20 protein-coding genes and 1 riboswitch are annotated in these 23678 nt (G+C 35.2%); of the genes, 9 read left to right on the top strand and 11 right to left on the bottom strand.

The features are described from left to right. Positions 1-141: 141 nt before the first annotated feature. A riboswitch (SAM riboswitch) is annotated at positions 142-253 on the bottom strand. Positions 254-364: 111 nt separating this feature from the next. Next, complete coding sequence (locus NHE85_RS16180) at positions 365-1222, bottom strand: EamA family transporter (RefSeq protein WP_252813180.1); 858 nt, start codon at positions 1220-1222, stop codon at positions 365-367. Positions 1223-1318: 96 nt separating this feature from the next. Here NHE85_RS16180 and NHE85_RS16175 point away from each other — a divergent pair, with 96 nt between their 5' ends. After that, a complete protein-coding gene (locus NHE85_RS16175; protein WP_252813179.1) occupies positions 1319-2926 on the top strand; it encodes a S8 family serine peptidase in 1608 nt (535 codons plus the stop codon). Between the two features lie 76 nt (positions 2927-3002). Next, positions 3003-3941 (top strand): nitronate monooxygenase family protein, encoded by a 939-nt coding sequence (locus tag NHE85_RS16170; protein ID WP_252813178.1) that lies wholly within the window; start codon positions 3003-3005, stop codon positions 3939-3941. A gap of 281 nt (positions 3942-4222) precedes the next feature. Here NHE85_RS16170 and NHE85_RS16165 read toward each other — a convergent pair whose 3' ends face one another. From NHE85_RS16165 to NHE85_RS16140, 6 genes are all read right to left on the bottom strand, one after another. Continuing rightward, positions 4223-5641, bottom strand: coding sequence for an alkaline phosphatase (locus NHE85_RS16165; protein WP_252813177.1), 1419 nt, complete (start codon positions 5639-5641; stop codon positions 4223-4225). Positions 5642-5740: 99 nt separating this feature from the next. Next, a complete protein-coding gene (locus NHE85_RS16160) occupies positions 5741-7057 on the bottom strand; it encodes a DUF2268 domain-containing putative Zn-dependent protease (protein ID WP_252813176.1) in 1317 nt (438 codons plus the stop codon). 46 nt (positions 7058-7103) lie between these two features. After that, entirely contained in the window at positions 7104-7970 is an 867-nt protein-coding gene (locus tag NHE85_RS16155) for a GIY-YIG nuclease family protein (RefSeq protein ID WP_252813175.1), read from the bottom strand. Between the two features lie 103 nt (positions 7971-8073). Beyond that, positions 8074-9318, bottom strand: a complete 1245-nt coding sequence (gene lysA, locus NHE85_RS16150) for a diaminopimelate decarboxylase (protein ID WP_252813174.1) — start codon at positions 9316-9318, stop codon at positions 8074-8076. Positions 9319-9647: 329 nt separating this feature from the next. Beyond that, positions 9648-10067, bottom strand: coding sequence for a lipocalin-like domain-containing protein (locus tag NHE85_RS16145; RefSeq protein ID WP_252813173.1), 420 nt, complete (start codon positions 10065-10067; stop codon positions 9648-9650). 28 nt (positions 10068-10095) lie between these two features. Beyond that, positions 10096-10518: a hypothetical protein gene (locus NHE85_RS16140; RefSeq protein WP_252813172.1), complete on the bottom strand. Its 423-nt coding sequence runs from the start codon at positions 10516-10518 to the stop codon at positions 10096-10098. A gap of 287 nt (positions 10519-10805) precedes the next feature. Between NHE85_RS16140 and sucC the strand changes: the two genes are divergently transcribed. Then, positions 10806-11999: an ADP-forming succinate--CoA ligase subunit beta gene (gene sucC, locus NHE85_RS16135; RefSeq protein WP_252813171.1), complete on the top strand. Its 1194-nt coding sequence runs from the start codon at positions 10806-10808 to the stop codon at positions 11997-11999. Between the two features lie 97 nt (positions 12000-12096). Here the strand turns inward: sucC and NHE85_RS16130 are convergent, their stop codons facing one another. Continuing rightward, positions 12097-12912 carry an alpha/beta hydrolase gene (locus NHE85_RS16130; protein ID WP_252813170.1) on the bottom strand — a complete coding sequence of 272 codons (816 nt, stop codon included), beginning with the start codon at positions 12910-12912 and terminating at the stop codon, positions 12097-12099. 86 nt (positions 12913-12998) lie between these two features. Continuing rightward, entirely contained in the window at positions 12999-13430 is a 432-nt protein-coding gene (locus NHE85_RS16125; protein ID WP_252813169.1) for a response regulator, read from the bottom strand. A 199-nt stretch (positions 13431-13629) separates the two neighbouring features. Between NHE85_RS16125 and NHE85_RS16120 the strand changes: the two genes are divergently transcribed. From NHE85_RS16120 to NHE85_RS16095, 6 genes are all read left to right on the top strand, one after another. Next, positions 13630-14148, top strand: a complete 519-nt coding sequence (locus NHE85_RS16120; RefSeq protein ID WP_252813168.1) for a thioredoxin family protein — start codon at positions 13630-13632, stop codon at positions 14146-14148. A gap of 8 nt (positions 14149-14156) precedes the next feature. After that, the gene (locus NHE85_RS16815; RefSeq protein WP_252813167.1) at positions 14157-14990 is read left to right on the top strand and encodes a GNAT family N-acetyltransferase; all 834 of its coding nucleotides are present in this window, start codon (positions 14157-14159) and stop codon (positions 14988-14990) included. A 44-nt stretch (positions 14991-15034) separates the two neighbouring features. Next, on the top strand, positions 15035-15421 hold the full coding sequence (locus tag NHE85_RS16110; RefSeq protein ID WP_252813166.1) for a rhodanese-like domain-containing protein: 387 nt from the start codon (positions 15035-15037) through the stop codon (positions 15419-15421). 19 nt (positions 15422-15440) lie between these two features. Further along, positions 15441-16190 carry a histidine kinase gene (locus NHE85_RS16105; protein WP_252813165.1) on the top strand — a complete coding sequence of 250 codons (750 nt, stop codon included), beginning with the start codon at positions 15441-15443 and terminating at the stop codon, positions 16188-16190. Beyond that, a complete protein-coding gene (locus NHE85_RS16100; protein ID WP_252813164.1) occupies positions 16159-16878 on the top strand; it encodes a LytTR family DNA-binding domain-containing protein in 720 nt (239 codons plus the stop codon). The genes NHE85_RS16105 and NHE85_RS16100 overlap by 32 nt, the downstream gene beginning before the upstream one ends. 137 nt (positions 16879-17015) lie before the next feature. Next, a complete protein-coding gene (locus NHE85_RS16095) occupies positions 17016-19286 on the top strand; it encodes a cation:proton antiporter (RefSeq protein ID WP_252813163.1) in 2271 nt (756 codons plus the stop codon). A gap of 60 nt (positions 19287-19346) precedes the next feature. Here the strand turns inward: NHE85_RS16095 and NHE85_RS16090 are convergent, their stop codons facing one another. Both NHE85_RS16090 and NHE85_RS16085 read right to left on the bottom strand, forming a co-directional pair. Beyond that, positions 19347-20435: an efflux RND transporter periplasmic adaptor subunit gene (locus NHE85_RS16090; protein WP_252813162.1), complete on the bottom strand. Its 1089-nt coding sequence runs from the start codon at positions 20433-20435 to the stop codon at positions 19347-19349. 4 nt (positions 20436-20439) lie between these two features. Beyond that, positions 20440-23667, bottom strand: coding sequence for an efflux RND transporter permease subunit (locus tag NHE85_RS16085; protein WP_252813161.1), 3228 nt, complete (start codon positions 23665-23667; stop codon positions 20440-20442). Positions 23668-23678 lie beyond the last annotated feature (11 nt).

The following is a 23678-nucleotide window of genomic DNA, read 5'->3' as shown; positions in this document are numbered from 1 at the left end:
GTTTCTAATTTTAGTTTGTAAATTTTTTTGTCAGTAAAAAACATCCTAAAACCAGTTATCGGAAAGAGCATAAAATAAAAAATGCTCTCCCGATAAGTCAGAAGAGCATATAATATTTTGAAGTATTATGTACATTTTCTAAGCTTATCTTTCCTCTGCAATGCAGAAGGTTGAATGTGGCACCTTATTCGTAAAAACGAACAGGTTGCCAAGACGTCATAGGGTCAATTCCCTCGGTCTTTCTGGATAAGAATAATTTTTTAAAGAACTTGCTGCAAATTTAGGGTACAATAAATTAAAAATCCAAATAAAATTTAAATTATTTTTAAAACTGCTTATTTACAACGATTTAGTGTATTGTTTTTTATTTGTAAATCTGTGAAAGCGTAATAAAAACTATCGCAAGCAGCGCCATAAAAAGTCCAAAATAATTTAATTTAGACAGCTTTTCTTTAAAAATAAATATTCCGGCAAGGCTTCCGGTTACAATTACTCCCATGTTCATTGCTGCAAAAACTGTAGATGGATTTTCGGCAAATACCTTATGGGCTTTCAGGTAAAATAGTATATTTCCAAAATTAAATATACCAACCAGAGCACCAAAAGCCAGGTTCATAATATTGAACTTTACAGACTTAAAAATAACCTCAAAAGCTACATAGAGGGTTATACTAATTAATGATCCGCCAAATACCACAAATAGTGAAGTAGTGTAGGGTAGTGTGGTATAAAGTGCTATTTGTTTAAACAAAACGTCTATTATACCAAAGCCAATAAGTACTATGGCAGGATATATCCAGTTGTTATTTTTATGTTCATCTTTTTTAGAGAGTATCATTAAAATAGCAGGAAAACCGATGCCTAACCCTGCAAGTTTAAGCAGGTTAAATTCTTCTTTAAAAATAAACCATGCAGCCAGTATGGGGATAAAAAGAGACAAACGTTGTGCAGCATCTGTTTTTACAATACCAATATGCTTAATGGATGCTGCCAGCAGGATGAAAACAGAGGGCAGCAACACCATTAATGGCAGATAAATACCCCACGGAGCATCATTATTTATTGTACTTACATCAGGACTGAAAAATAAAAAGCAAAGCAGAAGCGCAAATACATAATTCCACATAACAACCTGTGCTATAGCTATATTGTATTTACGTGATATTTTAAAAATTATTCCAACAGATACACTGCAAAATATACTTAGTAATAAAAATAGCATTTTATATAGTTTTTGGCGTGGCAAAAATAGTGTTTTGATGGGTTTATCTCAGTATTAGAGCGCTTCTTTTGTATATTTGATATAGATAATGCCCTTATGAAAAAGCATATGCTGTTGATAGTACTATTTTTTATTGCGACTTTTTGTTATTCGCAGGAAGATGCTTGGGTATATTTTAAGGATAAGCCCGACAGTAGTTCCTATTTTAATAATCCTACAGAAATGCTGTCTCAAAAAGCACTGGACAGACGCTTAAAACAAAATATAGATTTAGATATTACCGATGTGCCATTGTATAAGCCTTATAAAGATGCTATAGCTGCGGTAGATGGTATTACAGTAATGGCACAGTCGAAATGGCTTAATGCGCTGCACATACGTGGTACTCAGGATGCTATTTTTAACCTTAAAAATCTTGAATTTGTTGATCATATAGACTTTGCTGACAGAACCCTGAATCATTCCGGAAGAATGAATGCAATACAGCAAAATGCTATTGTTGATAAGGTACTGGAAACAGAAGAGAACTTTAGTTACGGAACTGCCTCAAGGCAAATACAAATGCTTAATGGAGATGTACTTCATCAACTGAATTTTACAGGGAAAGATATTACCATTGCAGTATTAGATGCCGGATTTCCTGCTGTTAATACTACTCCGCCTTTTCAGCGCTTGTATGATAATAATCTTATAAAAGGTGGTTACAATTATGTAAACCGTTCGGAAGATTTTTATACAGGTGGTACGCACGGAACAATTGTGCTTTCTACAATGGGGGGCTATGTAGAGAACCAGCTTGCAGGAACGGCACCCGATGCGTCTTATTATCTCTTTGTAACGGAAGATCCTACAAGCGAAAATCCGGTTGAGGAATCCTATTGGGTAGAGGCTGCTGAAGCTGCCGATAGTCTCGGGGTAGATGTTATAAATACTTCACTGGGGTATTTTAATTATGATAATCCCAGATATAGCTATTCCTACGAAAATATGGATGGTAAAACAGCATTTATCTCGCGCGGAGCTGATATTGCCGTTTCCAAAGGAATTTTCTGTGTAGTTTCTGCGGGAAATTCTGGTAATACTACTAATCCTCATATTGGGGCTCCTGCCGATGCCTATGATGTGCTTACAGTGGGAGCAGTTGATACCAACGAAAATTATGTAGGTTTTAGCTCTATTGGTCCATCGTATGATAATAGGGTAAAACCCGATGTTATGGCAATTGGTTATCTGGCTGCAATAGCAAATACTAATGGCGAGATTACTGCTGCAAGCGGTACATCATTTTCCAGTCCTATAACTGCCGGACTTGTAGCATGTTTATGGCAGGCATTACCTGATAAAACTAATACGGAATTAAGACAGCTTATAAAGGAATCGGCAGATCGTTATACTTCACCAACTGCACAATACGGCTTCGGTATTCCTGATTTTAATGTAGCCATGCAAAATGGAATGAATCTTACTAATGATAAATTTATTATATATCCTAATCCATCCAATGATATTGTAAATTTGTTATTCCCGAAAAATACTCCAAATACTACTGTTACCATTTTTAATAATCTCGGACAAAAAATAATGGAAGAGAAAGTAATGCTAGATAATCCTTTATTTTCAATTAAAAATCTTGCTACAGGTATTTATAGTTACAAACTTGAAGGATCGGGAAAAAATCAAAAAGGAAGATTAATTAAAAACTAATATGATAAAAAAACTTATAGTTTAGGAATATGAGTTTGAATGCTTAAAATCAATAACAAAGAACTAAATAATAATAATGAACAGAATTACTAAACTTTTTAATATTCAGTATCCTGTTATACAGGCAGGAATGATATGGGCAAGTGGTTACAAACTGGCAAGTGCTGTAAGCAATGCAGGCGGATTGGGTATAATAGGTGCTGGATCTATGTATCCTAATGTGCTGCGAGAGCACATACAAAAATGCAAAAAAGCAACCGATAAGCCTTTTGCCGTAAATGTACCCATGCTATACCCGAATATTGAAGAGATAATAAATATAATAATAGAAGAAGGGATTAAAATTGTATTTACTTCTGCCGGTAACCCAAAAACATGGACATCGTTTCTTAAAGAGAAGGGTATAACGGTTGTACATGTGGTGAGCAGCGTTAAGTTTGCCCTTAAAGCACAGGAAGCCGGAGTAGATGCCGTTGTTGCCGAAGGCTTTGAAGCAGGTGGCCATAATGGGCGTGAAGAAACTACAACTTTTACGCTTATCCCAATGGTAAAGGAAAAATTAGATGTGCCGCTTATTGCTGCGGGAGGAATTGCTACGGGGCGCGGAATGCTTGCGGCTATGGTACTTGGCGCTGATGGTGTGCAGATAGGCAGCCGCTTTGCGGCTTCTGTAGAATCGTCTTCACATGAAAAATTCAAACAGGCTATTGTTGATGCCCAAGATGGTGATACGCACGTTACGCTAAAAGAACTGGCTCCTGTAAGGCTTATTAAAAATAAGTTTTTTCATGATGTAGTTGCGCTTTACAGTACTGCGCCAACTGTAGATGATCTTAAAACATTGCTTGGTCGTGCACGTGCTAAAAAAGGAATGTTTGAAGGTGACCTTGAAGAAGGCGAATTGGAAATAGGTCAGATTGCAGGGCTTATACATGATATAAAACCTGCAGCAGATATTCTTAATGAAATTTTATCCGACTTTGAAAAAGCAAAACAGGAGGCTTTAAGCTTATAAAAAAATAGACTGTCTCAAAACTTCATTTCGAGCTGAAATCAGTGTGGTCGATAAATCTCAAACTATTAATTTATGAGATTTTTCTAAGGTCGAATTATTTTTGAGGCAGTACATTTTAATTATCTATTACTGTCATTAATAAATCACTTTCAAACATTGCGCCTGGTGAAATTACATTTTCATGTATAGCAAAAGGCTATATTTCATGTTTGATTTTATTTAATTGCAATATAAAAAAAGCGCCTTTGTAAAAAAGGCGCTTTTCAATTCAATTTATAGATCTAAAATTTATTTTCAACTTCGGCTGCATTAAGCATAAGGTAATGCAGGTCAGTATTCTTAACAAATGGTTTTAGCAGGTCGCTGCCAGGACCAAACATAGCCAGCTCTACATAGTCGGCAGAGTGATCCATACTTATCCATCCAACAGAATTCGTTTTTTGCTGAATCTGTGAAAAAGTTTTAAAAGGTACCTTTTTGTAGTTATAAAGTCCACCTTCTTCTTTATGCAAACCATCATAGTAGGTTAAAATAGTTTTTGCATCTTCTTCCGATAGTGTGGTTTTATTAGCACTTTCTACTATTTCTCTTACCTGAGATACGGTACTGTCATGTTTAATGGTATTTAATACCCATTCATTGGTATGGGTGTAGTTTTGTATGCTGTCAAAGTTATCATTAGCATCTTTTCCATAAATAACACCAGGATTGGCATTACCATGATCTGTAGTAATAATAACAAGTGTTTCACCATCTTTTTCGGCAAAATCAATAGCAACTTTAATCGCCTCATCAAATGCCGCCTGATCGTAAAGTAAAGCACCAACATCATTAGCATGTGCACCCCAATCTACTTTACCACCTTCTATTTGTAATACAAAACCATTTTTGTTTCCTTTCATGCGGTCAATAGCTTTTTCAGCCATTTCTGCAAGGGTAGGAGTATTTTCTGTAAGTGTTTTATCATGCGCTCTGTCTAAACTATAAGGAAGTGCATCATCACCAAAAACACCAAGGATAGGCTTGCTGTTATCTGCAGCCATCATTTCTTTACGTGTGCGGGCAACCTGCCATCCTTTAGCTTTATAGGAGGCATAAACATCCTTTTTATCTTTACGTAATTCGGGGCTAAAATAGTTGTTTCCGCCACCCATCATAATATCAAAACCTAAATCAAGATACTGTTCAGCAATATCTTCCTGTGCATTACGGCTTTTGCTGTTTACACAAAACCCTGCTGGAGTAGCATGTGTAATAGGCACGGTAGTAACACAGCCTGCCATTTTACCTGCCTTTTTAAATTTTTGCCATATAGGCATATGCATTTCACCATTTGGTCCTACGTTAAGCGAACCGTTATTTACCCTGAAACCACCACCCCAGGAAGAACTTCCGGCAGAAGAATCAGTTACGATAGAGCTTGCAGAAGCAGTATCCATTAAAGCATGGTTAACGCGTTGGTCTTTGTATAATTGTAACCAGTTTGAACCTTTTCCTGTTTTCCTGTTAAGGTATAAATCGGCCATGTTTAGTGTGCCGGTACTCATACCGTCACTAACCATAAAAATGATATTCTTAGCCTTTTTATTTTTGTTTAAAATAGTTGTATCAAAAACACCTGCAGTACTTTCAAATGGGTTGATAAGTGATGCGCCCAGTGTAAAGAGCCCACCATTTCTAAAAAACTTTCTCCTGTTCATTGTTAATTTATTAGGGGTCCAAAGTTAAAAAACTAAAATATAACCGCTATTCCTGCTGTTATTATCTAAACGTTATCTATATGTTATGTGGATGAATTCTTATTTTGGCAGCCTTAATGGCTCAGTACTAAATTTTATTTTAAAACTTTTATTGCTGATTTTAAAACGGTCTGGCGTTGAAAACTCTTCATTTGAAACTATAAATTCATAATCATGCCCTGCCATTAAATCAGTTTCAAAAACAAATGTTTTATTGTCATCTTCCATTCGCAATAGCTTTTTTAACGGAAAGTAATCTTTGCCTTTGTTTGTATAGTACAATGAAAAGTTTTCAGGATCCATGGGTTTTGAGAAAGTTATTTTAAACTCATTACTGCCGCTGTTTACATTTTTATCTCCATTTTTAAACGGTCCGTAAGATACTATATAGGGCAGACTTTCATTATAAGCTTTAATGGTTTGTTCTCTGTTTATGTGTTCATTATAAAAACCTGATTTTTCAAGGAATTTTTCAAGTGCGGTTTCGCTGGAGTAGTTGAGTTCTATAATATCTTTTACAGCTTTCATTTTGTCGGTACTGTTATTATAATAGGCTTTGCAGATCTCGTAGCCTATATAATAACCCATATCGCCTTCTTTTTCTAAATAACTTCCGTTAAACAACCAACGTTCTATGGAAGTAGCAAACATTTCCTTTCTAAAACTTTTCTTTATGGTAGTAGCATGCTCTCGTCCATAAGTAAGATAGCTTGTAACCAATGGCTTACCCATAACAAGTTCGGTTATAAAATCAGCAGAACCCTCACTAACCGAAAACGCTAGTACATTTTTTAGTATTGCTTTTTTTTGCTGAGTATGAATATATTCATGAATAGTAAGCGGTACAATATGATCTTTGTCCTGTTGGGCAAAAACACCTGCCAGCCATTTATTCTCAAATTCCGACATATCAATATCAGGCGTACCTGTAGCAATTTCACAGCCTACAAGCACCATATTTCCGCTAATCGTGCCTGCTGATCTGAAACCACCGATAGTAAAATAGAGTTCGGCTGGTTTTAGCAGCGGGTATAATATTTTAAGTTTTGCAATGGCTTTCTGGATTTCATTGGTTTTAGACTTTACAGCAATTGTGTTTGCCCTAATCGAATTCCAGAATTTAGGATAAACCTCTATATGTTTTACAAAAAGGGTATCTTTGTAACGGCGAGCCTGCATGAAGGCTTTAAGACCTTTTGTTCCTTTATTGATGTATAACCTGTTGATGAGGTCAAGCCTCTTTGCAAAATCGTGTGTATTGATTATACTGTCGTAAGCTTCCCAGTAATTATCAATATCAGATGTATATACTTTTACCTGGCAAGTGCAGATAAAGGATATAAATAACAAGACTACTGATAATGCTTTTTTAATCATAATTACCTTTAAACCAATTCTGATTCAAGATGATTAATACATTTAGTTATATATTATCATCTAAGTTTTCAATTCTGTAAATTTCGTCAATAGTCTTCCCTTCACTATTTCTCCATTCAGTCCACCCATTTGCTCTTCTTCCTAAAACAGCAGCAGCAGCAGAGCTGGGCGAACCAAAAATAAAATCTTCATTAAAAATATAAATATTATTTTCTTGAATTAATATATTATCATCTTTAAGTTTTTTTCTCATGCCAATAACCCAATTTCCTGCAGTTTTCGTTTCTTCAAAATTAGCTTTAGATCCTTTTAATACAACAAAACCATCATCTGTTAGTTCTCCTTCGGCAATTGCATTTTTACCTTTACAGTATAAAACTTCTTTTTTTGTTTTTGTTGTATTTCTTATTTCTTCCAGAATAGGAAAACCTAACGTTGATAATAATACTTTTATAGTTTCAAAATTGTCTAATAAATCAGCTTCCATACTCTCTGATATATGTTCCTTTGGAGGAGCAGTTAAGTTTTCTAAGTCATAACGACCTATTTCCTTTGCCATTTTTATACATATATATTCTAAGAATTTCACATGTGATTTTGTAAAAATATCTGATTTTGAGGTTATAGCAACTGCATAGTTCCAAAATTCTTTATTTCTATTATGCGACTTAAGTCTTTCAAAACAATCATCAGTTTCACCAATGTATGCTATGGGTTTTGCTTTATCTTCATTTATTCCAAACAAAAAATATATCCCATATTTTCTTATTTCAGGTCTTATACCACATTCAATTAACTTATTTCTCGGTATTAAAACACCTACAATTAATCTATTTGTTAAATCTGCAATTTTTATACTAGTGGGATTTCCGTCCGGAAGAAAAATTTGTATTGTTTGAGGTCTATTAGTCATTTTTTGAATTATAAAATCTAACTCAAATATATATCAAAGTTCACTTATAAAAAAACCGCGCTTTGCAGCACGGTTTTCAACTAAAAACAATTATTATATAACCTTATGCCGAAGCGGCTACTTCTTGTGGTAAAGCTGCAGGCTCAAAATCCATAATTACCTGATTGCGGATGATGTCTTCAAAGGTTTCGCGCTCTCTTATTACATGACCTTTGCCTTCATACCAAAGTACTTCAGCCGGGCGCACGCGCGAGTTATAGTTGCTGCTCATAGAGAAACAATAAGCACCTGCATTACGGAAACATAAAATATCACCTTCTTTAATTTCAGCAATTTTTCGGTTGCTGCCAAAAGTATCTGTTTCGCAGATGTAACCCACTACAGAATAAAAACGATCTTTGCCTTTTGGATTGGATATGTTTTCAATATGATGATGAGATCCGTAAAACATCGGGCGTATAAGATGGTTAAAACCACTGTCTATACCAGCAAATACGGTTGACGTTGTTTGTTTTACCACATTTACTTTTGCAAGGAAAACGCCTGCTTCGCTAACCAGAAATTTACCGGGTTCAAAAGTAAGGGTAAGGTCTCTGCCATATTCTGCACAAAAAGCATTAAAGCGTTTAGTAAGTTTTTTACCAAGTTCTTCTATATCTGTCTGTATATCATCTTTTTTATACGGTACTTTAAAGCCACTGCCAAAATCGATAAATTCAAGCTCTTTAAAATGAGATGCTGTTTCAAATAATATTTCGGCAGCATATAAAAACACTTCGATATCAAGAATATCAGATCCCGTATGCATGTGTATGCCATTAATATGCATACCAGTATTTTGAACAATACGTAACAGGTGAGGCATCTGGTGTATTGAAATACCAAATTTACTGTCGATATGGCCTACAGATATATTACTGTTGCCACCAGCCATTACATGCGGATTAATACGTATGCATACCGGAGTGTGAGGGTGCTTTGCACCAAACTGTTCTAATATAGAAAGGTTATCTATATTTATTTGTACACCCAGTGCTGCTACTTCTTCTATCTCTTCCATCGAAACGCCATTAGGAGTATAGATAATTTTGTCTGGGGAGTATCCTGCTAAGAGACCTAACTGCACTTCCTGTATTGACACTGTATCAAGACCTGAGCCAAGCTGTTTAAGCAGCTTTAATATGGATATATTAGATAATGCTTTTACGGCATAATTTATCCGCAAATGATTTACCTTAGAGAAAGCTTTTTCAAGCCTATTGTATTGTGACTGTATTTTTGCCGCATCATATACATAGAGCGGGCCGCCAAATTCGTCTGCCAGTTGCAGTAGTTGTTTAGTCTCCATCTTCGTTTAATCACTATTTATGATTACAAAAGTAGATACCATTTGCTACTTAAAAAAGTAATTAATAGAAGATTAACAAAATATAACAAAATGTTACAAATATAACATTAATAATATTCTATAACGTTATAATAACGTATATCTCATATATAATTAACTCCCGGTACAATTTTAAGCGGCAGTAACGAATTGCTCTTAAAAGTTCCGGGAGTTAACAGGAATCAGTAATAATAAATTTTACTATACATTAGGCCTGCTGCCGTTTCGTTTAAATAATAGTAAGGCAATTGCGGTTACTAAGCATAGAACTTCTTTCATAATTAATCAATTTATCGTGTAAAGGTAAATCTGTTACAATCTACAGCTTCAGTTGTTAGTGTTAGTGTTTTTCCTTTAAGAATTATACAGCCAAAATTATATTCTTCAATATTAAATGAATTATCACATGTGCCTCCCCATGATTTCACTTCATAATCATAAGTTCCATTAGGAAAACTGTACATGCTTGTAGGTTCAGGTGTCATTACATGCATACGTGTGTCTACTGTAGTAACTTCCATAGATGATTGGTTAATTTTCCATACAACACTGCCTTTTCCAAAATCTTCCCTGGTACCAGTATCAGGAGCTTCTATTTTTGTTAAATACCAGGTTCCGTTAATGCTTTTACTGTTATTGTCGTCGTCATTATTACATGAACTTACTATTAGGACTAGCAGTAGTAAGGTAAAAAACTTTATATTTTTCATACTGGTTAAGATTATTATAATGATTTGATTAATATTTAAATGTGAATACATATCCGTCTGCCTCCAATTGAGTAAATGTAATGGTGTTGCCATTATTATCTTTACATCCCATATTTAAGGTGCCATTTATTTCAATTGTAGTTGCACAGCTCTGGGGAGTAATTTCATTAGGTACATTTTCATAATCATAAGTGCCCGATGCTATACCACTATATACATTGGTATCGGTAAAATTGTTTACTACTTTTATTGTTTGATTTTCTTCATCCAGTGTCCAGGTTACTTCTCCTTCGTTAAAATCATGGCTTACTCCGGCAATACTTCCTGAAACGTTAACCAGTTTTAAAACCATGGCATTAGAATCTGTTAAAGATGATTTTGGATCATCATCGCTACAGTTTATCAATAGCAATGAAGATAATAAAAGCAGCACTAATTTTAAATTTTTCATATCGTTTGTTTCGACAGTTGATTTTTAATATAGATGTATTAATGTTAAAAAGGTTGCGTTAGATTGGCTGATAATTATTAAAAGCTATTATATGTTTATTTATCTACTCTTATTATTGTTTTATCTTTAATAAGTGTAATAAATAGGTTATTCAGGGCCGTTAAATTTCTAAATTGTAAAGTTTATATTGCCACTAGTTGGTGTAGATAAAAAATTAAAAATACTTATGGTCGTTGGATGTATTTTGCTATTTTTGTTCCACTTTTAATAAGATAAATGCAATACTTATGAATTTACACGAATATCAGGGAAAAGAAATACTGGCCAGCCATGGTGTACGCGTTCAGCGCGGTATCGTTGCCAATAGTCCTGCCGAAGCTGTAGCTGCTGCAAAACAGCTAACTGCCGAAACAGGTACTTCATGGCATGTTGTTAAAGCACAGATACACGCGGGTGGCCGTGGAAAAGGCGGAGGCGTTAAGCTTGCTAAAAACCTTCAGCAGGTAGAAGAGATCGCAGGACAAATAATAGGTATGGACCTTATTACTCCTCAAACTCCTCCTACAGGTAAAAGGGTACACAAAGTGCTTATTGCAGAGGATGTTTATTACCCTGGAGAAAGTGAAACTTCAGAATTTTATATGTCTGTTCTTCTGAACAGAGGTAAAGGCCGTAACATGATCATGTATTCTACCGAAGGTGGTATGGATATTGAAGAAGTTGCAGAGCACACACCACATCTTATTTTTACAGAAGAAATTGATCCGGCTGTAGGACTTCAGGCTTTTCAGGCAAGAAGAATTGCTTTTAACCTTGGACTTAGCGGAAATGCATTTAAAGAAATGACTGTTTTTGTTGCTGCTCTTTACAAAGCTTACATCGACAGTGATGCATCTATGTTTGAAATTAACCCTGTGTTAAAAACATCTGACGATAAAATTATGGCTGTAGATGCTAAAGTTGTTCTTGATGACAATGCACTTTACAGACAAAAGAAATATGCAGATATGCGTGACATCCGTGAAGAGAATCCAATTGAAGTTGAGGCTAAAGAAGTTGGTCTTAACTATGTGGATCTTGACGGTACTGTGGGCTGTATGGTAAATGGTGCTGGCCTTGCAATGGCAACTATGGATCTTATTAAATATGCAGGTTTTGAGCCGGCTAACTTCCTTGACGTTGGTGGTACTGCTGACGCTAAACGTGTTGAAACAGCTTTCCGTATTATCCTTAAAGATCCTAACGTAAAGGCTATCCTTATCAATATTTTTGGAGGAATCGTTCGTTGTGACCGTGTAGCTCAGGGTGTTGTAGATGCTTACAAAAACATGGGAGACACTATAAAAGTGCCAATCATTGTTCGTTTACAAGGTACTAACGCAGACATCGCTAAAGAACTTATCGATAACTCAGGTATGCCAATCCTTTCTGCTACGTTGTTCCAGGAAGCTGCAGATCAGGTTAAAGCTGCATTAAGCTAATAGTTTATAAAACTATCTTATATAAAAAATCCCATGCTTAGCATGGGATTTTTGTTTTTGTATCTTGTAGTAGTTAAATTCAATATGAGAATAAAAATTACTGCTTATCTAATATTCTTTTCATCTCGTTAAGTAGTAAAGGAAAAGCAGGATATGTCATATTATGTCCGTAACCGTCAATTTCATAAAGTTTGGTTTCCTTATGACCTGAAATTTTCATCATTCTGGCCATATAAGCATTTTCTTCATAGCGGCCTAACATTTCCATTTCTCTGTCACCTGTAATAAGAAGCAGGGGTGGAGCATCCGCTCTGGTGTAGTATAATGGTGCAAATTCATCTACAATAGCCTGAGTGTCTTTAATTCCTCTTTCCTGACGTACTGTAAAATGTGTAATGCACTGTCCGCTAAAAGGTATAAGTCCGGCAACTTTATTAGCATCTATATTATATTTTTCAAGATAATTTTTGTCGAGTACGCTCATCATGGTAAGATAGCCGCCTGCAGAATGGCCTGATATAAATATTTTACCAGGATCGCCCCCGTATTTTTTAATATTATTAAAAACCCAGGCAATAGCGGCAGCACTGTCTTCTATACAGTTTACTACTTTTACTTTTGGGCTTAGCCTGTAGCCTACACCTATAACACAGTATCCTTTTTCTTTAAGGGCTTCAGGTGTTTCTTTGCTTCCTTGTGTAAGTCCGCCGCCGTGAAACCATATTATTGTAGCAAAGTTTTTTGTATTTTTAGGATAATAAATATCTAGTACGCACCGCTCGGAAGCATAACTATCGTTCTTATATACAGCTTCTTCATAATACTTTACATCAGTTTGCGTAGCATACTCTGTTTTTTGTGCAAATGATGTAAATCCGGTAATAATAAGTAATGTCAGTACAATATGTTTCATAAAAAATAGTGTTTAGCCAAATATAAAGAATATGTAGCTAATTTCTTTAGCTTTACTGGCTAAACACTATTTTTTAACTTATAATGTTACTCTCTTTTAGTTGAGAATGTATTTATATTTTCCCTCCAGTATTCTATAAGGTTTTTTATTTTTTCTCTGTATTTTATATAGTCGCCGCCTTTCTGAATAAACCCCTGTATAGCCAGCTTGTTGGCTTGTTTAACAGAATATTCATCCTGAGCATTGGTAATAAAAATATATGGTATGTCTTTATCAGCCAGTACCTCTTCTTCAAGAATAATATTTCTTAATTCAAAGCCGCCAAGTTTAGGCATATTAATGTCTGATATTATTATAAAAGGATCTACTCCGGGCTTTCTTATATACTCAAGTGCCTCTGTACTGTCAGAAAAAAATATGATGTTATTTTTATAACCAAGGTCCCGGAATATTTCTTTCAAAATCTCCCTGTCATCTTCGTCATCTTCAATAACAAGTATATCCCTGTGCATTTTCATATTAGTGTAAGTTAGTTTTTTTAATAGGCTTATACTGTATAATATCAATGCAAATTATAAATTTCCCTGAAATTTTTGTTACGGTTTTTCCGCAATTATTTATATTTTACTGTATAGATTATTTATTTGGGCGATAATATATATATAAGTAAATTCCTTAAATTGCAATCTCGTAAATACTAACATAAATTTACATATTATGAAATTAAAAACAATGTTTGTATGTTTTTTTCTTGTCGCAGGATCTGTTATTTCAAATGCACAGGAGAATGCCTCCGATATAATGGCTAAAGCTTACACTCAGGCGGGTAAAGAAAATAAAAATGTATTTGTTATGTTTCATGCTTCCTGGTGCGGATGGTGTAAAAAAATGGATAAAAACATGACAGGCGATGCGCTTGGTAAATTTTTTAATGATAATTATGTTACTGCACACATAACTGTAAAAGAATCTCCCAAGAATGTTAGTCTTGAAAATCCCGGTGGTGAAGAATTTCTTAAAAAGTTTAAAGGTGAAAGGGCAGGCCTTCCATTTTGGATAATACTGGATGCTAAGGGCAACCTGCTTGCAGATTCATTTAATGCTAAAGGTGAAAATTTAGGATGTCCTTCCACTCCCGAAGAAGTAACTGAATTTATAGCAAAACTTAAAAAAACATCGAGATTTACTGATGGTCAGCTTGCTGCTGTAAAAGGTGTATTTACAATTAAAAAATAATTTTTTGAGTGGAAATAATTACTTTACAGGCTATCAGCATTTCTTCTTTTACTGTGGCTTTTAATAAAGCATTTTCTGACTATGAAATAAACCTTAGCTTTTCTGAAGAGAATTTCAGGAAAAAAATTATTTCAGAGAATATAATACTTGAATACTCTGTAGGTGCTTTCGCTGATGGTGAACTTATAGCGTTTATACTGCATGGATACGACGATATAAATGGTCAAAAATCTATTTATAATGCAGGTACAGGGGTATTGCCAAAATACAGGGGGCTAAGGATTATTGAAAAATTATATAATTATATATTACCTGTTTTAAAAGATAAAGGTTTCAGGCATCATTACCTTGAAGTGCTAAGTGGTAATGAAAAGGCTGAAAAAATTTACGCTAAAATGGGATTTACGCATTTTAGAAGGGTAGTTGGTTATAGTGGAAATGTACCCGAAAAAGATATTAATAATATTGAAATTAGAATTCAAAATTTTATAGACTGGAATAGTGCTAAATCATTTTGTGACACAGAACCAACCTGGCAAAACAGTTTTAGTGCTATACAACGTACTATAGATAACCATAACATTGTTACTGCTTATTATAATAATGAATTTGCCGGCTTTGCAATTTATGATAATACAAACGGAAGGATTAAGCAATTTGGTGTTAAAAAAGAACATCGCAGAAAAGGTATTGGTACCGCTTTATTCGGCTATATTAGTAAAACAGTAGGGCAGGTTGCTTTTACTAACTATGATAGTAATGATACTTCTGCAGCAGCATTTTTTAATGCTCTTACTCTTAAACCGAGCTTTGAATTAATAGAGATGAAGCTGTTTTACTGATTATCATGTAAAAAGCCTATTTTTACATTAAATATATTACTTCTATGAAAAAAGCTATTTATCTGTTATTAGTAACTCTTGCATTTATATCTTGTGATGCCCAGCAAAAAAAAGGTACAGAACTTGTTTCTCCGCAACAATTCTCTGACGAAATGCTTAAAGATAAAGGTCAGTTAATAGATGTTCGTACTCCAAAAGAATATAAAAGCGGACATATTGAAAATGCTGTAAATATTCATTTATACGATCAGGATTTTAAAGAAAGGATAAATAAGCTTGATAAACAAAAAACTGTTTATGTATATTGTAAAGCAGGGGGAAGAAGCGCTGAAGCTGTAGAAGCTTTAAAAATTAATGGCTTTACTCACATTGTAGAACTTGATGGTGGTACAGATGCATGGTCAGATGCAGGCATGTCTCTTAAAAAATAAGTATGTAATTTGTTAAATCATGATTACTACGCTAAACATACTACTTGCACTGGTAATTATTGTATTTTTTACAATAACAGGATGGCTTTTTATGAAGTTGCGAAAATCTGAAAAAATTAAAAAAGATCTGGAAACCCGTTTTGTAGAATTAGAAAACAAAACTAATACACTTCAGCTTCAAACACTTGAAGCAAGACTTAATCCGCATCTTTTTAAAAATGTGCTTAATTCAATACAATCTCATGCTTATCAAACCTATTTTGCTATGGATAAGCTGTCTAATGTACTTGATTATATTTTATATGAAAGCCAAAATCGTTTTGTAAGCCCCCGTGAAGAAATTGAATTTGCTTTAAATCTTATTGAAATAAATAAAATAAAAATAAGTCCTTTATTCTCTATTACCATTAAAAAGAAGATAGATGAACAGGACTTGTTATATGATCAAAAGATACTTGCTCCGCTTATTTCTATAGACCTTATTGAAAATGCCTTTAAACATGCTGATCTTCAGAGTCAGGATGCATTTATAACTGTGGTTATAGAATTTAAAGACAGTCAGTTTTCCATGATGGTATCTAATAAGATCTCTGAAAAATCTACTTTTTTGAAAGAACATAGTGGTATAGGTACAGCAACCCTTGAACAGCGATTACGGATTATTTATAAATCCTGTTTTAAGCTGGAACGCTATACAGAAGAAGATGTTTATATAGCCAAATTAAAAATTAACCTGCTTGAACACAAAAATCAGATGCTTACTGCTTGACGACGAATTGCCGGGATTAACTTACCTGAAAATGCTGTGTGAACAAATTGATGAACTGGAGGTTATTAAAGCTTTTAATAGCCCCGAAATGCTTCTTAACGAATGGCAGTCGTTAGACTTTGATTTGCTTATTACCGATATAGAAATGCCCGGTATAAATGGACTTCAGGTTGCAGATGCTGTTAAAGGGAAAGCTATTATTTTTACAACAGCCTATAAAAATTTTGCAGTTGATGCTTTTGACAGGGATGCTGTAGATTATGTAGTAAAACCGGTTAAGCCAGAACGTTTATTACAGGCAATTCAGAAAGTATCGGTACTTCTGGCAAAGCCCAGAACAACCCCAAAACAAATTCAGCTTAATACTGATAAGGGAAAAGCGCTTATTAATGTTTCAAGAATATTTTGTGTTATTACTTCTTCGATAGACAGCAGGGATAAAATGTTATTTCTTAATGATGCTTCAAAGATAACAGTTAAAAATATTTCTTTTGAAAAACTTCTGGAAATGCTTCCTCCGTCCGAATTTTGCCGAATTAATAAAAAAACATTATTGGCTATAAAACATGTTCAGTATTACAGCCATGATGAAATAACAGCTGATATTATTAATTCTGACGGTAAAAATTTTATTTTTTCATTAAGCGAGATTTATCGCAATGATTTTGTAAAAAGGGTTAAAGTTTAAAATACGTTTATTACCTTTTATTACATATTTCGGTTAGCTTGTTACAAAAGCTTTTTAAGATTTTTTTATACCTTATTTCCTTATCTATTTATCTGTAATATTGCGCTATATTTCAACAATAAGCAGGGGTGGTAAACATGAAGAATTTTAGGAACAGTTTTTTTTATATAGGTATAATAGCGGTCTTTTCATCGTTAATTTATCTTGTTTTAAAAAATGGTAAACATCTGGAAGCCGGACGGAACATAATTAATAACACCTCAGGCAACGGGCAGTGGCAGGATTTTCTGGATTCTTTATACAATAATCTTACGCATCCCCTTGCAATTTTATTAGTACAGATAATCACTATTATTTTTGTTGCAAGAATTTTTGGCTGGATCTGCAAAAAAATAGGACAGCCTACAGTTATAGGTGAAATGGCAGCTGGTATAGTATTAGGGCCTTCTTTAGTAGGTACTTTTTTTCCCGAATATTCCTCACTTCTATTTCCGGAAGAATCTTTAGGTAATTTACATTTTTTAAGCCAGATAGGGCTTATACTTTTTATGTATGTTATAGGTATGGAACTTGATCTTAATGTGCTTAAAAATAAAGCTAAAGATGCAGTAATAATTAGCCATGCCAGTATAATTATTCCTTTTACTCTTGGCTTGGTTTTATCTTACTTCATTTATACCCAATTTGCACCTCAGGGTGTAGATTTTATGGCTTTTGCATTATTTATGGGCATTGCAATGAGTATTACTGCTTTTCCTGTATTAGCAAGAATAGTACAGGAAAGAGGGTTGCACAGAACACGTATTGGTTCTATGGTTATTACATGTGCTGCTGCAGACGATGTAACTGCATGGTGTCTTTTGGCAGCAGTAATAGCAATTGTAAAAGCGGGTTCGTTAATAAGCTCATTGTATGTAATGGTATTGGCAGTAGTATATGTTGCCCTGATGCTTAAAGTGGTAAAGCCATTTTTAAAACGAATTGGTGAATTGTATAGCAATAAAGAAAATGTTACTAAACCTGTTGTTGCAATATTCTTTCTTACGCTCTTACTATCATCATATACTACAGAACTTATAGGTATACATGCTTTATTTGGAGCATTTATGGCAGGTGCAATTATGCCTGAAAATATGCGTTTCAGGAGCATTTTTATAGAAAAGGTAGAAGATGTATCCCAGGTAATGTTATTACCTTTATTCTTTGTTTTTACAGGATTAAGAACACAAATAGGACTTCTTGATGATCCGTATCTTTGGAAAATCTGCGGACTTATAATCGCCGTTGCTGTTACAGGGAAATTTATTGGAAGCGCATTAACAGCGAGATTTGTAGGTCAGAATTGGCGGGATAGCTTTACCATAGGTGCTCTTATGAATACCCGTGGACTTATGGAACTTGTTGTACTTAATATTGGCTATGATCTGGGAGTTTTATCGGCAGAGGTTTTTTCTATGATGGTTATTATGGCGTTGGCTACAACTGTAATGACAGGCCCGGCGCTGGACTTAATAGGCTTTATATTTAACAGAAGGAAAAATTATATTCCTACAGAAATTCGTCAGGTAAGCCGTTTTAAAGTACTTGTGTCTTTTGATAGCCCTGAAGGAGGTAAAACACTGCTTAAACTTGCAAATGCTTTTGTACGGAAAATGAAGGGTAATGCCATGGTTACCGCAATGCATATATCACACAGTAACGATATACATACTTTTAATCTTGAAGAATATGAAAAAGAAAGCTTTAAGCCCATTTTAGCAGAAGCCGAAAATCTTGGCCAAAAGGTAACCACGCTCTTTAAAGCTACTATGGATATGGATAGCGATATTGCCACCGTAGCGAATAAAGGGGAATTTGATCTGGTACTTATAGATATAGGACAAAGTATTTTTGAAGGTACCCTTCTTGGTAAAATTCTAGGTTTTACAACCAGGATTATTAATCCTGAAAATTTACTGAACACTTTTACGGGTAAAGAGAAGTTATTTGAAAATTCTCCTTTTGACGAACGTACGCAGCATATACTTTCTAAAACAGAAGCTCCGGTAGGCATTTTAGTTGATAAAGATTTTAAAAGTACAGATAAGGTTTTTGTAACTATTTTTGATGCGGCCGATGCTTTCCTGATAGATTTTATACAAAAACTTATAAGTAACATGGGCTCGCAGGTGACAGTGCTTGATGCCGAAGGATCTGTTAAAAATAATCCTGAAATAAAAGAAGCGATACGCAGCATAGAGCATAATGTACCTAATCATATAAAATTACTGAATCAAAGAAAACTTGAAGAGGCTTTTCTTGAAGGACAAGATTTGATGATAATAAGTGTTGATAGCTGGAAAAAGCTGGTTGATTCAGGCAGTACATGGCTTAACCATACACCTTCTTTACTTATTATGAAGCAATAAAAAAGCCCCGCTCTTACTTAACGGGGCTTCTCACCAAACAAAATTACTATGAGAGAGTAATTATTCTTTATTTATTGGATCGCCATTACGCATTTCCTCACTGGCTTCTTTAATCAGTTTTTGGTTTACCTGAAGGCTGTCACTGTAAATTTCTACTTTATCACCATATTCGCGTCCTTTTACTACATTGGTACGGTGCAGTTTATTATCCTGAACAGTTACAACATAAATAGCTTCGCTGCTGTTTACTACCGCAGTTTTTGGTACAACAAATGTGCTGTCTTTTGCATTTAGTGGCAATATTACTTCAGCTACTGTGCCCGGTAATAGTTTTCCGTCTTTGTTTATTACATCCATTTCTATTCTTTCAGAGCGAAGCTTCTGGTCAAGAGCACCGCTTCTGCGTGCAATTTTTGCAGTAAATGTTTTATTAGGCAGTGGAGCTACCTTAAAGCTTATTTCATCTCCCATATTCAGATAACCTGTATACATTTCCGGTACCGAAACGGCAAGCCTTAGTTTCTGTTGGTCCTGTATTGTAAGCAAAGGCAATTCGCTGCCTTTTCCTGCAGGCCCAACATAAGCCCCGGCATTTATATTACGTGCTGATATTACTCCGTCAAATGGTGCACGAATTTGTAAATAGCTTTGTATTACCTGTATTTCTTTATAAGCAGCTTTTGCAGCTTGTAATTGGGCATAATCACTGCTTTTACGTGATAGGGCAACGTCAAGATCATTTTTAGATATAGTTCCTTCTACTTTACTTGTTTCCAGTATTCTGTTATAGGTACTGTTAGTAGCCATATATACAGCTTCGGCAGAATGCAGGCGCGATTCTGCTGCTGCAAGCTGTGAGCTTATTTCCGGAGCTTCAAGTACAATAAGCAATTGTCCTTGTTTAACCTGGCTGCCTATATCTACTTTAAGTTCTTTAACAAAGCTGCTTACTTTAGCATATAGATCGGTTTGTTTAAAGCCTTGTAATTCTGCAGGAAGGCGTACTTCGCTGGATAACTTTTCTTTTTGCAATTCAAAAGTTTCTGTAACAGGTGCTGGTTCGGGTGCTGTTTCTTTTTTTTCTTCGCCACAGCCGTATAATAGCAGCAGTAATGCTGTTGCAGATGTTAGTAGGGTGATATTTTTCATAGTATTAATGTGTATGTACATAATGTTTGCTGTGTTCGTCTTCAGGGTCTAATGATGGAGATTGTATAGTTGCTTTACCTTGAGCCCATGCAAAAATAACAGGTAGTATAACTAATACAGTAAAGGTTGAAAATAATAATCCGCCAATAACTGCACGTCCTAATGGTGATACCTGTTCGCCACTTTCTCCGTGGCCAATAGCCATTGGCAGCATACCGGCTATCATTGCTACACTTGTCATTATAATTGGACGAAGGCGTATAGATGCCGCTTCGCGTGCTGCTTTAAGTGCATTGCCACCGTTTTCTTTACGGAGCTGTTCTGCATTTGTAACCAGTAAAACGGCATTTGCTATAGATACACCGACCGACATGATAATTCCCATATAAGATTGTAAGTTAAGAGTAGAGCCGGTTGCTAAAAGCAGTAATAACGATCCTAAAACTACAGCGGGTACAGCGGTAAGTATAACAAGTGAAACTCTGAAAGACTGAAAGTTTGCCGATAGCATAAGGAAAATAACTACTACAGCTACTAATAATCCCATTTCAAGACTGCCCATTGTTTCTTCTAATACTTTGCTGAGGCCTATTGGTTCAACAAAAAGTCCTCTTGGTAATTCTCCAAGACCAGCCACTGCTGCCTTAACATCTTTTGTAGCGGTACCCAGGTCGGTATGGTTTATATTGGCTGTTACCGAAATATATGGCATAGCACCAAGGTTGTCATTTTCTCCATGGGTTTCTGCATGTGTTATAGTTGCTACATCACCTAACACAGGGCGTACAGAATTTTTTAGCAATGGAATATTTTTGATATCCTCTTCACTACTCATTTTATCTAATGGCACCTGAACCTGTACACTATAAGACAAACCAATTTTTTCATCGATCCACGTGTTCTTCTCTGTATATCGTGAAGATGAGGTACTGGCAATTAATGATCGCGAAATATCGCTCATATCTACACCCAATTGCGCTGCCCTTACACGGTCAATTTCAATATTAAGTGCAGGGTAGTGTATTGGCTGGGCTATTTGAATATCACGGAAATAATCTTTCTTTTTAAGTTCTGCCATAAGTTTATTGGCATACTGTTCATTTACCTTTTTGTTTTTACCCGCAAAGCGTATTTCAACCGGTGTTGGTGAACCCTGACTAAGCACTTTGTCGGTAAGTTCTATTGGTTCAAACGAAAGTTTAACATCAGGCTCAATTTTAGAAATATTTTTGCGAAGCAGGTCTTTAAAATCATCCATATCGGTATGGTAATCTTTCAATGCTATCTGAAATACTGCCTCATGAGGTCCTGCCATAAACAGATAGATAGGCGATACTGAATATAAAGAGGGGTGAGTACCAACATATACTGAAGATATACCTATATGCTCTTTGCCTACAGTTCTTTCTATTTCTTTAAGTACTCTAAGTGCTTTTTCTTCGGTGCGCTCTATACGCATTCCGCTTGGAGCACGCATACGCAGCTGAAACTGACTGCTGTTTACTTTAGGAAATACATCCTGTCCGATTACATTTAGGAATAGGACTGCTAATCCTGATATAATTATAAGATAAGCAATACCTATAAACTTACGATTTGGTAATAAACGATCTATAAGTTTCATAAAACGCAGTCTGAATTTTTCAAAACCACTTAGTTTTCCATCATTATTATAGTCGTTCCTTTCAGCAAAATCATTTTTATGAGCATACTCATGATGTTCTAAACCTGCTTCTTCATGTGTTTTACCATGCCCTGTAGTTTTCATTACCCAGTTTGCCATAACAGGTACAAAAGTTTGTGAAAGCAGGAACGAAATGATCATTGAGAAACCAATAGCCATTGCTAAGGGAAGGAATAATGAACCCGGAATACCTGCCATTGTAAAGGCCGGAGCAAATACCGCAAGAATACATAATAAAATAAGTAATTTTGGAAGTGCTATCTCTTTACAGGCATCCCATATTGCGAGGGCTTTTGGTTTTCCCATATCGAGGTGCTGGTGGATATTTTCTATGGTTACTGTACTTTCATCAACCAATATACCAATAGCAAGTGCCAAGCCGCTTAATGACATCAGGTTAATAGTCTGTCCGAATAATTTAAGGAATAAAACTCCCGATATTATGGAAATAGGAATAGTAAGTATTACAATAAGTGCAGCTCTTCTGTCTCCTAAAAATAAAATTACCATTAGTCCGGTAAGTACAGCCCCAATAGCCCCTTCGGTAATTAAACTTTTTACTGAGTTTATAACATATACCGACTGGTCAAACTCGTAAGATACTGATACATCAGGAGGCAAAGTACTCTGAATTTTAGGGAGATTTTTTTTCAGGTTTTTAACCACATCCCAGGTAGATGCATCTCCGGCTTTTGCTATACTGATATATACCGAGCGTTTGCCGTTTACAAGAGCATAACCATTGGTAACGTCAGCTCCATCTTTAACGGTAGCAACATCACCCAGATAAAGATTTTGTACGCCTCCTTTAAACAGGGGTATTTTTTCAAAATCTTTTATACCGTGAATAGTATTGTTAGTAGGAGTAAGGTAGTTTTTATCTCCTATACGAACATTCCCGGAAGGGGCCGTTTGGTTGTTAAGCCTTATGGCTTCTACAATCTGATCCGGCGTTAAGTTGAAGGAGTTAAGTTTTGCAGGGTCTATATTAATTTCTATAGCTCGCGGGCTGCCGCCAAAAGGTGCAGGAGATAATAATCCGGGAATATTTGTAAAAGAGGAACGCACATAAACATTGGCCAAATCCTGCAGTTCGTTATTGCTTCTTATTTTACTGCTTAATACAAGCTGACCTACAGGCATTGATGAAGCATCAAAACGTATTACAAACGGCGGTTGTGACCCTGGCGGAAATATGGCCTGTATACGGTTTGTAAGCGCACTCATTTCTGCAGCTGCCTGTGCCATGTTTGTACCTTCATAATAGGTAACTTTCATGAGCATAAGGCCCTGTAAGTTTTTTGTTTCAATACTTTTTACGCCATTGGCAAAAAGCATAATATTTACGTAGTTCTTAGCGAAATACGATTCCATTTGATCCGGAGTATAACCATTAAAGGGGTGTGCCAGATATATTACAGGCAAATTCATTTCCGGTAATATATCTACCTTAATGGTGCGCACGGCACCTATCCCGAAAAAGAACAGTCCGGCTACCAGTACCAGTATCGATATGGGTTTGCGAAGTGCAAAACGTATTAAATTCATTATTTAATAAA

It is taken from the genome of Flavobacterium sp. NRK1, from assembly GCF_024054175.1.
GTDB lineage: Bacteria > Bacteroidota > Bacteroidia > Flavobacteriales > Flavobacteriaceae > Flavobacterium.
This window is presented reverse-complemented; position numbering and strand designations above follow the sequence as displayed.